The 12628-nt window shown below is 63.4% G+C and carries 12 protein-coding genes; 8 read left to right on the top strand and 4 right to left on the bottom strand.

Annotation, left to right across the window (positions count from 1 at the left end; genetic code table 11):
• Positions 1-25: 25 nt before the first annotated feature.
• Positions 26-943 carry a LysR family transcriptional regulator gene (locus JQ628_RS09440; RefSeq protein ID WP_212222153.1) on the bottom strand — a complete coding sequence of 306 codons (918 nt, stop codon included), beginning with the start codon at positions 941-943 and terminating at the stop codon, positions 26-28.
• Between the two features lie 105 nt (positions 944-1048).
• Here JQ628_RS09440 and JQ628_RS09435 point away from each other — a divergent pair, with 105 nt between their 5' ends.
• A complete protein-coding gene (locus JQ628_RS09435; RefSeq protein ID WP_212222151.1) occupies positions 1049-2128 on the top strand; it encodes an aromatic ring-hydroxylating dioxygenase subunit alpha in 1080 nt (359 codons plus the stop codon).
• Between the two features lie 58 nt (positions 2129-2186).
• Here the strand turns inward: JQ628_RS09435 and JQ628_RS09430 are convergent, their stop codons facing one another.
• The 3 genes from JQ628_RS09430 to JQ628_RS09420 form a co-directional block, all read right to left on the bottom strand.
• Complete coding sequence (locus JQ628_RS09430; RefSeq protein ID WP_212222149.1) at positions 2187-2552, bottom strand: nuclear transport factor 2 family protein; 366 nt, start codon at positions 2550-2552, stop codon at positions 2187-2189.
• Between the two features lie 100 nt (positions 2553-2652).
• Positions 2653-3579 carry an alpha/beta hydrolase family esterase gene (locus JQ628_RS09425; protein WP_212222147.1) on the bottom strand — a complete coding sequence of 309 codons (927 nt, stop codon included), beginning with the start codon at positions 3577-3579 and terminating at the stop codon, positions 2653-2655.
• 23 nt (positions 3580-3602) lie between these two features.
• A complete protein-coding gene (locus JQ628_RS09420) occupies positions 3603-5261 on the bottom strand; it encodes an FAD-binding dehydrogenase (protein ID WP_212222145.1) in 1659 nt (552 codons plus the stop codon).
• 283 nt (positions 5262-5544) lie between these two features.
• Here JQ628_RS09420 and JQ628_RS09415 point away from each other — a divergent pair, with 283 nt between their 5' ends.
• The 7 genes from JQ628_RS09415 to JQ628_RS09385 all read left to right on the top strand — a co-directional run bounded on the left by JQ628_RS09415 (position 5545) and on the right by JQ628_RS09385 (position 12557).
• A complete protein-coding gene (locus JQ628_RS09415) occupies positions 5545-6015 on the top strand; it encodes a hypothetical protein (protein WP_212222143.1) in 471 nt (156 codons plus the stop codon).
• A 141-nt stretch (positions 6016-6156) separates the two neighbouring features.
• The gene (locus tag JQ628_RS09410) at positions 6157-6351 is read left to right on the top strand and encodes a hypothetical protein (RefSeq protein WP_212222141.1); all 195 of its coding nucleotides are present in this window, start codon (positions 6157-6159) and stop codon (positions 6349-6351) included.
• A 29-nt stretch (positions 6352-6380) separates the two neighbouring features.
• Positions 6381-6971, top strand: a complete 591-nt coding sequence (locus tag JQ628_RS09405; RefSeq protein ID WP_212222139.1) for an SCO family protein — start codon at positions 6381-6383, stop codon at positions 6969-6971.
• A gap of 72 nt (positions 6972-7043) precedes the next feature.
• Positions 7044-7964 carry a transporter substrate-binding domain-containing protein gene (locus JQ628_RS09400; protein ID WP_212222137.1) on the top strand — a complete coding sequence of 307 codons (921 nt, stop codon included), beginning with the start codon at positions 7044-7046 and terminating at the stop codon, positions 7962-7964.
• A 144-nt stretch (positions 7965-8108) separates the two neighbouring features.
• Positions 8109-9749 (top strand): lysine--tRNA ligase, encoded by a 1641-nt coding sequence (locus tag JQ628_RS09395; protein WP_212222135.1) that lies wholly within the window; start codon positions 8109-8111, stop codon positions 9747-9749.
• Between the two features lie 173 nt (positions 9750-9922).
• Positions 9923-10708 carry a class II aldolase/adducin family protein gene (locus JQ628_RS09390; protein ID WP_212222133.1) on the top strand — a complete coding sequence of 262 codons (786 nt, stop codon included), beginning with the start codon at positions 9923-9925 and terminating at the stop codon, positions 10706-10708.
• Positions 10709-10832: 124 nt separating this feature from the next.
• Positions 10833-12557, top strand: coding sequence for a SulP family inorganic anion transporter (locus JQ628_RS09385; protein ID WP_212222131.1), 1725 nt, complete (start codon positions 10833-10835; stop codon positions 12555-12557).
• The last annotated feature ends 71 nt before the right edge of the window (positions 12558-12628 follow it).

Here is a 12628-nt window from a genome sequence, read left to right as displayed (position 1 = left end):
AAGGTTCCCGAAAAAAAAGAAAAAATCAGCCCGGCCACTGATCGGCCCGCACCGTGGGGCGATCATGGGCATGCGCTTCCAGCGCGTCGAGGAAGCAACGGACCTTTGCCGGGACGAATTGCCGCGCCGGCAGCAGGGCATGGACGTTGAGCGGCTCGCAAACATGGTCCGGCAACAGGTGCCGCAGCAGCCCCGCTTCAACCGCGGCCCGGGTGAAGCTGGCGGTGACCCGCAGCACGCCGTGCCCGGCAAGCGCGGCGTGCAGCCTGATGTGGGCGTTTGAGCTGATCAACCTGGCCTGTTCCACCGCCAGATGTTCGAGCGTTCCCTGCGGCGTGGTGATGGCCCAGGGCGCGTCGTTGGGCCCGGTCAGCAGCGGAAGCTTTGCAAGGTCCTCCCACGAGCGGGGTTCGCCAAAACGCTCCAGCAGCGCCGGTGCGGCGAACAATCCCCGCTCGATCGAAAATACCCGCCGGATGATCGTGCTTGCCGCGGGCAGCGGCGCCTCGATCATCGCGAACACGATGTCATAGTTCTCGGCGACCGGATTGACGATCTCGTGCTCGACATCGATCCGGATCGCAAGCTCGGGATACCGGCCCATCAATTCGCTGGCGACCGGCCCGACATAATGCGCGCCGAATTCATAGGGCGACTTGATGCGCAAGGTGCCGGCCACCGCGCTGCTCATGGCAAGCGCCTCGCTGTGCGTATCATGCAGCGCAGCGAACAGCGGTTTTACGCGCCGGTAGATGGTCTCGCCGGCATCGGTGAGCCGCAAATGACGCGTCGTGCGCTCGATCAGGCGCAGGCCGAGATTGGCCTCCAGTCGTTGCACCGCAGCACTAAGGCTCGATTTGGGATGCCCCAGCACGCGCGCGGCGGCGGAAAAGCCGCCGTGCTCAACGACTTCGCAGAATAATTCCCAATCGCGCCACTCCATGCGCCGGATTGTCCACCCCGCGGTACAGTGTGTCCAGCACAAACCGGCTTTCCGCAAATTCCCGATCGCCTAGCCTGCGTCAAACGCCTTCAGGAGGGAGAACGCATGGCGGACGACAATGGAATTTTCCTGCGCAACACCTGGTATGTCGCGGCCTGGAATCACGAACTGATCGACGACAAGAAGCTCGCCCGCACCATTCTGGAAAAGCCGATCGTGCTGTATCGCGGATCGAGCGGCAAAGTCGTGGCGCTCGACGACCGCTGCTGTCATCGCGCCGCGCCCTTGTCGATGGGCCGGATCGAGGGCGACGACATCAGGTGCATGTATCACGGCATGAAGTTCGCAGCCGACGGCAAGTGCATCCAGATTCCCGGCCAGGACATCATCCCGGCAAAGCTCGGCGTGCGCAGCTATCCCGTGGTCGAGAAGTACAATTTGATCTTCATCTGGACTGGCGATCCCGAGAAGGCCGATCCGAAGCTGATCCTCGACTATCCGCCGCTCGCCGATCCCAACTGGCGCGGTCTTCCCGGCTATATGCACTACAAGGCCAACTGGCTCTTGATCGTCGACAACCTCAGCGACTTCGCCCATCTCGCCTTCGTGCACACCAACACGCTCGGCGGCTCCGAGGAATATGCCTACAAGACAAAGCCGGTCGCGATCGAGAAGCTGGATGACGGTTTTCGCGTCGAGCGCTGGCACATGGACGCCGATCCGCCGCCCTACCACAAGAAGGTGATTGCGAACAAAACCGACAAGATCGACCGCCGCAACATCGGCCGCATGATCATCCCTGGCATTTTTACGCTCGATACGACCTTCGCTCCCGCGGGTCGGGGCGTCGAGAAGGGCGTGCAAGTCCCCGGAACGCGGCAATACCGCAACGCGCAGTTCATGACGCCCGAGACGCGTTCGACCACGCACTTCTTCTGGAACTACCTGCATGACTTCGACATCGACAATCCCAACATCGCCTTGTCGCTGCGGCACAGCCTCGAAGAAGGTTTTAACGAGGACAAGGACATCATCGAAGCGCAGCAAAAGGTGTTCGACGCCGATCCGGATTACCAGTTGCTCGCAATCGGCGCGGACGCGCCGCTGACCTATTTCCGCTGGCTGTTCTCGAAGCGGTTGGAAGCAGAACGCACTGCCGCCACAACGGCCAAATCGGCCGCATGAAAACCCATGGCGCGGCTTGCCTTACGGCAGCCGCGCCATTTTGACTCCCGTGCTTTGATCAGGCGCCTGGCGGCACCTGATCCAGAAACCCGGTAATGCTGCGGATGCGCCCGTCCTTCAGCACGGCGAAATCCGTGCCCTTGATCGGGCTGTCGGCGCCTTTGGGGCCGAGGCCCCAGGAGAAACGAACATGGTCGCCGAACCCGTTGGGCTCGCCGATCAGCGTGAAGGTGAAATCCGGAAACTTCTGCTGCACGCCCGCGATCAGCGCGTCGACGCCGTCATGGCCCTCGCCCGACATCAGCGGATCGACATATCTTGCATCGCTGGTCCAGTTGGTCGCGAGCATTTCGCGCCGCCGTTGCGGCGTTCGCTCGTTCCAGAGGTCGATATAGGTTTTCGCAACCACTTTGACGTCGGTCATCATAGCTCTCCTTCGATAGTCGCCGGACCGTCCGGCGGACCGACTATCGAAGAGAAGCCGCGGCCAATCGATTACCTCCGAGGTCAGAGTTTCTTGACGCTCAGGGAAACCTTCTGAAAAACGCCCAAATCGTCTCCGCCCCGTCAATGTCACGGTTCTGCAGGTCGAGGAAGGCGGTGGCGACCCGCGGAAAGCGCGCGTCTGAGTAGGGGCCGGGCATGCGGTGGCCTCCGTCATTGACGCGGTAGAGCACGACGTCGCGTCCCGGCGGACAGCGCGACCCGATAAGGGTCACCGTGGTCCGGTCGGTCGGATCGCGGTCGGCGATGTCGGTGATTGAAGCATCCCCATCCTCGCAACCATTGACGCGGCGCCAGAACGCCAGCGTCTTCTCGGTCGACCAGTACCCGTCCACCGCAAAACGGCTCGCGCCGCGGCCCCCCCGATAGGGGATCAGGGGATCATTGGTTCCGTTCATCATCAGCATCGGCACCGGCCGTGAGGGATGGCAGGCACCGGCGGATTCGTCCATCAGGTTCATGATGACAGTGGCTGCGGCCGCGAAAAGATCGGCGCGCGCACAGACCAGCGCCATGGTCATCGCGCCGCCATTGGAGAGCCCGGTGACATAGACCCGCTTCGGATCGGCGCTGCCGTCGGCGACGTATTTTTCGATCAGTTTGACGACGAAGGCGACATCGTCGGTGCCTTTTGGCGGGGAGCGGCCAACGCGCTTGGTATCCGACCGCAGATCGGCCCAGGCGTCATTCAACCCGTCGGGAAACAGCGCGCCGAACTTTTCGCGCCCGGCCACCGCTGGCCACTGCGTGCGCTTCACCATGTCGGCACCGCTCTGGGTATTGCCGTGGAGCACGATGACGAGCGGCGCCGGTCTTGACTCGGGAAATTGCGCGAGGAAGGTCCGCGAAACGCCGTTGATGCTGATCGTCTCGGCTAGCGCCGGCCACGCGGCACACGTGATCGCCAAAGCGATGGCTATTCGCGATGTGCGCAGCAGCCAACTCATCGGCCTCACGCCCGGTTTACGATCTACCCCACCGCCTTCGCCGCCGCCCGGCCTGCGTTCCTTCCCGAGAACAGACAGCCACCAAGAAACGTTCCTTCCAGCGAGCGGTAGCCGTGCACGCCGCCGCCGCCGAAGCCGGCGGCTTCGCCGGCCGCATAGAGCCCGCCAATAATTTTTCCGTCGTTCCCGAACACACGCGAATCCAGATCGGTCTCGAAACCGCCCAGCGTCTTGCGGGTCAGGATGTTCAGCTTCACCGCGATCAGCGGGCCGTGCGCGGGATCGAGGATGCGGTGCGGTTTTGCGGTGCGGATCAGCTTGTCGCCGATGTAGCGGCGGGCGTTGTGCAGGTTCATCACCTGCGCGTCCTTGACATAGGGGTTCTCGATCTCGCGGTCGCGCGCCTCGATCTGCGCCTTGATATGATCGAGCTTGAGCAGGTCGCTGCCGGCCAGCTTGTTCATGGCTTCGACCAGATCGCCGAGATTGTCGCGCACGATGAAATCGGCGCCCTTGCTCTTGAACGCCTCCACCGGCGCCGGCGCGCCCTTGTTGGTGGCGCGCTTGATGGTCATGCGCCAGCTCTTTCCGGTCAGGTCGGGGTTCTGCTCGGAGCCGGAGAGCGCGAATTCCTTCTTGATGATGCTCTGGGTCAGGATGAACCAGGAATAATCGTAGCCGGTCGACATGATGTAGTTGAGTTGCCCCAGCGTGTCGGAGCCGGGGAACAGAGGGGCGGGCAGGCGCCTGCCTGTCGCATCGAACCACATCGACGACGGGCCCGGCAAAATGCGGATGCCGTGGCGCGGCCAGATCGGCGACCAGTTCTGAATGCCTTCGACATAATGCCACATGCGGTCGCGGTTGATCAGACGCCCGCCCGCGGCCTCGGTGATGCCGATCATCCTGCCGTCGACGTGTTCGGGCACGCCGGAGATCATGAAGTTTGGCGGCTCGCCGAGGCGCTTCGGCCAGTTCTCCCGCACGAGGTCATGATTGCCGCCGATGCCGCCGGAGGCGACGATTACCGCCTGCGCCCGCAGCATAAACTCGCCGACTACCTTGCGCGAGCTGCTCTGCCCACGTTCGACCCCGGTGGGTTCCAGGATCGCGCCGCTGACGCCGTTGACCGCTCCGTTGGTGACCGAAAGCGCATCGACGCGGTGGCGGAACTTGAACGTCAGCTTGCCGGTTTTTGCCGCCTCGCGCGCGCGGCGCTCGAACGGCTCGACGATGCCGGGCCCGGTGCCCCAGGTGACATGAAAGCGCGGCACCGAATTGCCGTGGCCCATCGCATCATAGCCGCCACGCTCGGCCCAGCCGACGACCGGGAAAATACGGTGTCCCATCGCGCGCAGCCAGCCGCGCTTCTCGCCGGCCGCAAACGCCACATAGGCCTCCGCCCACTTCCGAGGCCAGAGATCCTCGTCGCGGTCGAAACCGGCGGTGCCCATCCAGTCCTGAAGCGCAAGGTCGAACGAGTCCTTGATACCGAGCCGGCGCTGTTCCGGCGAGTCCACCAGGAACAGACCGCCGAACGACCAAAAGGCTTGGCCGCCAAGGCTTTGTTCACCTTCCTGGTCGACCACGATGACGCGCTTTCCGGCATCGGCGATCTCGGTGGCGGCCACCAGCCCCGCCAGGCCGCCGCCGACCACAATCACGTCAGCATCATCAGCCATCGTTTCCTCCCCATCCCCTTTGGCCGAATGAAGCCCGCGAGTTTCCGGGAGGTCAACGGCAAAAGCCGACAGCCTGTGGCGGCGCGGCCACGGGCTTAATCGTTAATGTTCCAGTTTGGGACCTTAAGCACGGTCGGGTGCAGCGGCCCTGCAACACTCGATTTGAATTTGTTTTGATCGATCCGGTTTGCCTAGACAAAAACGCGATCTGAAATCACCCTGCTTTCCGTCTGCATCACACAAGACAAATCAGATTCGGTTTGCGACGGACTGGGGCTGGGACATGAAGTTGGTGACGGGGTTGCTTGCGGTGGTTCTCCTGCTGGCCGGGATCACCGCCAGCCACGCGGTGGTCCGCATCGCCGACGATCGCGGCGGCCGCATCGGCACCTACGTCGACAAGTACCAGGGCCTGCGCACCTCGGGCGAGACGGTCATCATCGACGGCCTGTGCGCTTCGGCCTGCACCATCGTCCTTGGCGCCGTTCCCCACGACCGCATCTGCGTGACCTCGCACGCCAATCTCGGCTTCCACGCCGCCTGGGACTTTGGCGCCAACGGCCGTGCCGTCACCAATCATGAAGCGACGCAGATGCTGTACTCGATGTATCCGGCACCGGTGCGCAAATGGATCGCCTCGCGCGGCGGCCTGACCCCGCGCATGATCTTCCTGCGCGGCAAGCAATTGCAGGCGATGTACAAGCCCTGCTACCTCGACGCCCAGGCCTCCGCCAACAAACCGGCCTCGCGCTAAGCGGGAGCATGATCCGGAAAAGCGGGTACCGGTTTTCCGACAAGATCATGCTCAACCTAAAAAGCCCTATCTCCGTGTGACGTGATTGGCAGCGCCGGAACGGCGCTTGCTCCGCCAGCCATCTGGCCATATCTGAGGGGTATGGCCCAGCCGATCCATGCCCAGCAGAACATGATCTCCGATGCTCGCCCTGCCGGGCGGGCCGCGAAAATCATCGTCGGGAGCGCCGCCGGCCTCGGCGGCCTGGTCCTGCTCGGTGCGGCGGCGCTGTGGGTCCACTACGGCACGGCTGTTTTCTTCGAGATGATCGCAGCCGGCATCGCCGCCTGTTTCTGACGCCCCAGGATAGCTTTAAGGAATTTGCGATGGACCGCGCCACCCGCCCCTTGGTGATCATCGGCGCCTTTGCCGCCAGTCTGGCGATCGGGCTGCTCGTGATGACGTGGGTGATGGGGGGCTTGAAAAACGTCGCGGCCCCGTCCGCGATCGGCGGACCGTTCCAGCTCACCGACCAGGCCGGCCAGAGCGTGACCGACCAAAACCTCAAGGGCCGTCCGACCCTGATCTTCTTCGGCTTCACCCACTGCCCCGACGTCTGCCCGACCTCGTTGTTCGAGATTTCCGAAGTGCTGCGCGCGATGGGCAAGGACGCCGACAAGGTCAACGCCTTTTTCGTGTCGGTCGATCCCGAGCGCGATACGCAGACGGCGATGAAGGACTATCTCTCCAGCTTCGATCCGCATCTGAAGGGCCTGACCGGCAATCCCGAAGCGATCGCCAGGGTGCTGAGCGCCTATCGCGTCTATGCCAAGAAGGTGCCGCTCAAGGACGGCGACTACACCATGGACCACACCGCGCTGGTCTATCTGATGAACAAGGACGGCCAGTTCGTCGCCCCGTTCAACCTGAAACGGACGCCGGAAGAGGCGGCTGCCGATCTGAAGCGATATCTCTAATTTAAGGTTATCCGCCCTCGATTCGGCGGCCGGATGGTCTATAAGGCCCTCCAAATCCAGAAATCGCCGGTAATGCCTGCTTTAGCCCCATCGTTTCGCGCCAATGCGTTTCGCACCTTTTCGGCCTTGTTGGCCGGATGGGCGATAGCGCTTGCCGTATCGGGCGCCTCCGCGCAGGCCCAGACACAAACCCAGACGCCGCCGAAGCAGGGCGCCCCTCAAGCCGCGCCGCAGGCCGTGCCCGGCTTCTGGGACCCGCGGCGGCGGCCGGACCGGCCGGACCTGTCGCGCATCACCGTGATCCGCTTTCTCACCGAGACCGATTATCCGCCGTTCAATTTCACCGGCGCGGACGGCAATCCCGCCGGCTTCAACGTCGACCTGGCGCGCGCGCTGTGCGACGAGATCAAGGTCACCTGCACCATCCAGATGCGCCGCTTCGAGACCCTGATCGACGCCATCACCTCCAACCGGGGCGATGCCATCATCGCCTCGCTGGCGGTGACGCCGCAATTGCGCGGCCGGGTCGATTTCACCGATCCCTATTACCGCGCGCCGGCCCGCTTCGTGTCGCGGCGCGAAGCGGTGCTGGCGGAAGTGCGCCCCGAATATCTCGAGGGCAAGAAGGTCGGCGTGATCGGCGGCACCGCGCATGAGGCCTATCTGAAGGCGTTGTTCACCGACGCGGAAATCCGCTCCTTTGCCGATGCCGACGCGATGCGGCTGGCGCTGCGGCGCGGCGAGGTCGACTTCATTTTCGGCGATGCGATCTCGCTGGCGTTCTGGGTCAACGGCACCGACTCGGCCGAATGCTGCGCCTTCTCCGGCGGGCCCTTCGTCGAAAGCCGCTATTTCGGCGAAGGCGTCGGCATTGCCGTGCGCAAGGGCAACGATATCCTGCGCCAGTCGTTGAACTGGGCGCTGTTCCGGGTCTGGGAAAAAGGCCGCTACACCGATCTGTGGCTGCGCTATTTTTCCATCAGCCCGTTTTGATCGCTCCGTCTCCGTCATTGCGAGGAGCGGAGCGACGAAGCAATCCAGGCTTCCGATGCCTCGATGTGGATTGCTTCGCTTCGCTCGCAATGACGTTTGTGCTAACAAGGCGCCCGATTTTGCCGGAGAGAAAGCTCCTCTAGTATGTCCGCCACTGAACTCGCCGCCACCCCGAACGACCTTCGTTCGCTCGCCGAACAATCCAACGCCTGGCCGTTCGAGCAGGCGAAAGCGATTGTCGCGCGGCTGAAAAAGAATCCAAAGGACGAGGTGCTGTTCGAGACCGGCTACGGCCCGTCCGGCCTGCCGCATATCGGCACCTTCGGCGAGGTCGCGCGCACCACCATGGTGCGCCATGCCTTCCGCGTGCTCACGGACGACAAGATCAAGACGCGCCTGCTCGCCTTCTCCGACGACATGGACGGCCTGCGCAAGGTGCCGGACAATGTGCCGAACAAGGAATTGCTGGAACAGAATCTCGGCAAGCCGCTGACGCGCGTGCCCGATCCCTTCGGCACCCATGACAGCTTTGGCGCGCACAACAATGCGCGGCTGCGCGCCTTCCTCGACACCTTTGGCTTCGACTACGAGTTCGCCAGCTCGACCGACTACTACACGTCAGGCAAGTTCGACGCCGCGCTGTTGCGCATGCTGGAGCGGCTCGATGCCGTCATGAAGATCATGCTGCCGTCGCTGCGCGAGGAGCGCGCGGCGAGCTATTCGCCGTTCCTGCCGATCTGTCCGCGCACCGGCCAGGTGCTCTACGTGCCGATCGTCGAACACGATGCGAAGGGCGGCACGGTTTCCTACGACGACCCTGATACGAAGGAGCGCGTCACGGTCCCCGTCACCAGCGGTCATTGCAAGCTGCAATGGAAGCCGGACTGGGCAATGCGCTGGTATGCGCTCGGCGTCGACTATGAAATGGCGGGCAAGGATCTGATCGACTCGGTCAAGCTCTCGGGCAAGATTTGCGCGGCGCTCGGCGGCACCCCGCCGGAAGGTTTTAACTACGAACTCTTCCTCGACGAGCACGGCCAGAAGATTTCCAAGTCCAAGGGTAACGGCCTCACCATCGACGAATGGCTGCGCTACGCCTCGCCGGAATCGCTGTCGCTGTTCATGTACCGCGAGCCGAAGGCGGCCAAGCGGCTCTATTTCGATGTGATCCCGCGCAACGTCGATGACTACCAGCAGTTCATTGAGGGTTATCCGAAGCAAGAGATGAAGCATCGCCTTGCCAATCCGGTGTGGCACATCCACTCCGGCAATCCGCCGATGACGGACATGCCGGTGACCTTCCAGATGCTGCTGACGCTGGTGTCGTCGTCGAATGCGGAGAATGCGGAAACGCTGTGGGGCTTTATCGGCCGCTACCGCCCCGGCGTAACGCCGCAGACGCATCCGAAGCTGGACGCGATGGTGAACTATGCCATCAACTACTATCGCGATTTCGTGGCGCCGACGAAAAAGTTTCGCGAGCCGACCGAGAGCGAACGCGCCGCGTTGCAGGATCTGCGCGATGCGCTCTCCAACATGCAAGCCGGCGCGAGCGCCGAGGACATCCAGAACGTCGTCTACGAAATCGGCCGCCGCGAGCCGTTCCTCGACCCTGTCAAGAAGGGCAAGGACGGCCGCCCCGGCGTCTCGCTCGACTGGTTCAACATGCTCTACCAAGTGCTGCTCGGCCAAGAGAAGGGACCGCGCTTCGGCTCGTTCGTCGCGGTCTACGGCGTGCAAAACGCGGTCGCCATGATTGATGGTGCATTGGCGAGGTCGGCGTAACGGCGAGCCGCCGCCTGCAAATTCGTCATGCCCGGGCTTGACCCGGGCATCCATCTTACTTCGTAAGAAGAGCCATCTGATTTTGATGGATTGCCGGGTCGAGCCCGGCAATGACGGCGTGCGTGAAATGCGCTATGCTTTGCCTACAACAACAAAACCTACGGAGCACGCGCATGCACGACAGGGTTTCGCCAAAATCGGTTCGCGACAATGTATCCGACGACCAGTGGCAGGCGCGGGTCGATCTCGCGGCCGCGCATCGCCTCGCCTACATGCACGGCTTTTCCGAGGGCATCTTCAATCACCTGACCTATGTGGTGCCCGGCCAAAGCGACCGCTATTACCAGATCCCGTTCGGCACCCACTGGTCGGAAGTGACGGCCTCGACCTTTATGGAAGTCGGCATCGACGATGCCGAGGTGAAGAGCGGCGAGGGCGATGTCGAGCGCTCCTGCTTTTGCATCCACGCGCCGATCCACAAGGCGCTGCCGCAGGCCAAGGCCGTGTTCCACACCCACATGCCCTATGCCAGCGCGCTCACCCGCCTCGAAGACCCGCGCATCAAGGAGATCGGCCAGACCGAAGTCGGCCTCTCCGACGCCATCGCCTACGACGACGAATATACCGGCCCGGCTTTGGACCCGGCCGAGGGCGCGCGGCTTGCGCGCGTGATCGGCAACAAGGGCGTGCTGTTCATGGCCAATCACGGCATCACCACGGTCGGCCAGAGCGTCGCGGAAGCCTATGACAGGCTCTATTACATCGAGCGCGCCGCGCAGGTGCAGATCTACGCGATGTGGACCGGACAGCCGCTCAAGCAGCTCCCGACGCCGGTGGTCGAAAAGACCAAGCGCGACTACATGGACGATCACCTCTACAAGGGCCCGACTCCCTCCGAGCGGCACTTCGCTGCGCTCAAGCGCATCCTTGACCGCAAGGAGCCGGACTACGCGACGTAGCTCGTTGCGCGCCTGAGCAGGGCGGGCAAAGGCGCTGTTGCGCCATGCCCTCCATCCAGGGGCGATGGGCTTCGCGGCGCTCGTCTGCTGCGCCAGGGAAAGAACACGCCCCTCGATGGATGCAATGAAAGGCCAAACTCGTCCGCTGCGCTGGTTGCCGGGATTGAACATCTTCCGTCGGTACGAGGCATCATGGTTGCGGCATGACCTCTCGGCCGGCCTCGTCCTGGCGTCGATGCTGGTGCCTGTCGGCATTGCCTATGCGGTGGCGTCCGGCGTGCCCGGCATCAATGGGCTCTACGCGACGATCATTGCGCTCCTCGTCTACGCGCTGTTTGGACCAAGCCGTATCCTGGTGCTTGGACCGGATTCATCGCTGGCGCCCATTATCCTCGGCGTCGTGCTGCCGCTATCCGGCGGCGATCCGCAGCGCGCCGTCGCGCTCGCCGCCATGATGGCAGTGGTTTCCGGAGCGGTGTGCATTGTCGCCGGCATCGCACGGCTCGGTTTCGTAACCGAGCTTCTGTCCAAGCCGATCCGCTACGGCTACATGAACGGCATCGCGGTGACGGTGCTGGTCAGCCAGCTGCCAAAACTCTTTGGCCTCTCGATCGAGAGCAACGGCCTGCTGAGGGACCTGCGGGCCATCGCCGAGGCCCTGCTGGCGGGAAAGGCGAACTGGATCACCTTCATGATCGGGGCGGGAACGCTGGCGCTGATCATGCTGCTGCGGGCGAGCAAGCGCGTGCCGGGCATCCTGATTGCCGTCGTTGCCGCGACAGTCGTCGTAGCATCGCTTGATCTGGCCTCGCGCTTCGACGTCGACGTGCTGGGGCCGCTGCCGCAGGGGCTGCCCGGCTTTGCGATCCCCTGGATCACCACCGCCGACATCGTTCCGGTTCTGATCGGTGGCTTCGCCGTCGCCCTGGTCTCGTTTGCCGATACCAGCGTGTTCTCGCGGGCCTACTCAGCACGGTCCGGTGCGCCTGTCGATCCGAACCAGGAGATGGTGGGGCTCGGCGCGGCCAATCTCGCCGCGGGATTCTTCCAGGGCTTTCCGGTCAGCAGCAGCAGCTCGCGCACTCCGGTCGCCGAAGCCGCCGGTGCCCGCACCCAACTGACCGGCATCACCGGCGCGCTGGCGGTTGCGCTATTGCTGCTCCTGGCGCCCAGCCTGCTTCGGGACTTGCCGACAACGGCGCTGGCCGCGGTGGTGATTGCCGCTGCGATCGGCCTCATCGAGGTCACCGACCTCAAGCGCATCTACCGCATGCAGCAATGGGAGTTCTGGCTCTCGATCGTCTGTTCTGTCGGCGTGGCGGTGCTTGGCGCTATTCCCGGGATAGGTCTGGCGGTCGTGTTCGCCATCATCGAATTCCTGTGGGATGGCTGGCGTCCACACTTCGCGATCCTTGGCCGCGCCGACGGCGTCGAGGGATACCATGACATCACGCGCTATCCGGATGCGCGCCGGATATCCGGGCTGGTGCTGTTTCGTTGGGACGCACCCTTGTTCTTCGCCAACGCCGAATTTTTCAAGCAGAGCGTTTTGGACGCAGTTGCTGAATCGCCGACACCGGTCCGCTGGTTCGTGGTCGCAGCGGAGCCGGTCACCAGTGTCGATGTCACCGCGGCGGATGAGCTTGCCGAGCTGGACGACAAGCTGCGCGCCATGGGCATTGAGCTCTGCTTTGCAGAGCTGAAGGATCCGGTGAAGGACAAGCTGAAGCGCTTCGGCTTGTTTGCGCGGTTCGGCGACCAGGGCTTCTTCGCGACCGTCGAGGAAGCCGTCAGCCGGTATCTTCACGCCCACAATGTTGACTGCGTGGACCATGAGGAGCCGCGCTGATCGTCCTCAGCTCGGGGACCGCAGGCATCGGTTCGCGAGACGGGTTTCGCCGTACCGACCCATCCCGCGAT

The sequence above is a fragment of the Bradyrhizobium lablabi genome (assembly GCF_018129385.1).
Lineage (GTDB): Bacteria > Pseudomonadota > Alphaproteobacteria > Rhizobiales > Xanthobacteraceae > Bradyrhizobium > Bradyrhizobium lablabi_C.
The sequence above is the reverse complement of the archived record's forward strand: the minus strand, read 5'-3'. Positions and strand labels throughout refer to the sequence as shown.

Coding starts and splice junctions, on each gene's coding strand:
- JQ628_RS09420 (WP_212222145.1), bottom strand. CDS start 5,261: ATGGCTGATGATGCTGACGTGATTGTGGTCGGCGGCGGCCTGGCGGGG.
- JQ628_RS09435 (WP_212222151.1), top strand. CDS start 1,049: ATGGCGGACGACAATGGAATTTTCCTGCGCAACACCTGGTATGTCGCG.
- JQ628_RS09415 (WP_212222143.1), top strand. CDS start 5,545: ATGAAGTTGGTGACGGGGTTGCTTGCGGTGGTTCTCCTGCTGGCCGGG.
- JQ628_RS09430 (WP_212222149.1), bottom strand. CDS start 2,552: ATGACCGACGTCAAAGTGGTTGCGAAAACCTATATCGACCTCTGGAAC.
- JQ628_RS09425 (WP_212222147.1), bottom strand. CDS start 3,579: ATGAGTTGGCTGCTGCGCACATCGCGAATAGCCATCGCTTTGGCGATC.
- JQ628_RS09440 (WP_212222153.1), bottom strand. CDS start 943: ATGGAGTGGCGCGATTGGGAATTATTCTGCGAAGTCGTTGAGCACGGC.
- JQ628_RS09410 (WP_212222141.1), top strand. CDS start 6,157: ATGGCCCAGCCGATCCATGCCCAGCAGAACATGATCTCCGATGCTCGC.
- JQ628_RS09395 (WP_212222135.1), top strand. CDS start 8,109: ATGTCCGCCACTGAACTCGCCGCCACCCCGAACGACCTTCGTTCGCTC.
- JQ628_RS09385 (WP_212222131.1), top strand. CDS start 10,833: ATGAAAGGCCAAACTCGTCCGCTGCGCTGGTTGCCGGGATTGAACATC.
- JQ628_RS09405 (WP_212222139.1), top strand. CDS start 6,381: ATGGACCGCGCCACCCGCCCCTTGGTGATCATCGGCGCCTTTGCCGCC.
- JQ628_RS09390 (WP_212222133.1), top strand. CDS start 9,923: ATGCACGACAGGGTTTCGCCAAAATCGGTTCGCGACAATGTATCCGAC.
- JQ628_RS09400 (WP_212222137.1), top strand. CDS start 7,044: ATGCCTGCTTTAGCCCCATCGTTTCGCGCCAATGCGTTTCGCACCTTT.